1 pseudogene is annotated in these 539 nt (G+C 72.2%); it reads left to right on the forward strand.

The window, feature by feature from the left end:
* Positions 1-539: pseudogene (locus CKO25_RS20805) on the forward strand (two-component sensor histidine kinase); the annotation flags it as partial.

The following is a 539-nucleotide window of genomic DNA, read 5'->3' on the forward strand; positions in this document are numbered from 1 at the left end:
TGGTGGCGCTGCTCGGCTTCATCTACTGGTCCACCGCCGGCTACATGGCCCGGCAGACCGACGCCACCATCGAGGCCGAGATCCAGGGCCTCGCCGAGCAGTACCGCCGCCGGGGTCTCTCCGGTCTCACCACGCTGCTGGCCCAGCGCAGCGCCCAGCGGCCCACGGGTGCCGGCGTCTATCTGCTCGCCGATACCGAATACCGCCCGCTGGTCGGCAACATCGACGCCTGGCCGGACGTGGAGCCGGACCGCGACGGCTGGATCGACTTCCGGCTGCGCGATGCCCTGGATGCAGGCGCCGCGCTGGGGGAAGAGCATGCCGCCCGCGGCAAGGTGTTTCGCCTGCGCGGCGGCTTGCATCTGCTGGTGGGCCGGGATGTGCGCGAGCTCACGGCCATCCGGGGGCTGATCCGCGACGCCCTCGGCTGGGGTCTCGCCATGACCGTGGCGCTGGCGCTCGCCGGCGGCTGGCTGATGAGCGCCGGCGTGGTGCGCCGCATCGAGGCCGTCAACCAAGTGGGCCGCGAGATCATGGAG

Source organism: Thiocapsa imhoffii (assembly GCF_016583985.1).
GTDB classification, from domain to species: domain Bacteria; phylum Pseudomonadota; class Gammaproteobacteria; order Chromatiales; family Chromatiaceae; genus Thiocapsa; species Thiocapsa imhoffii.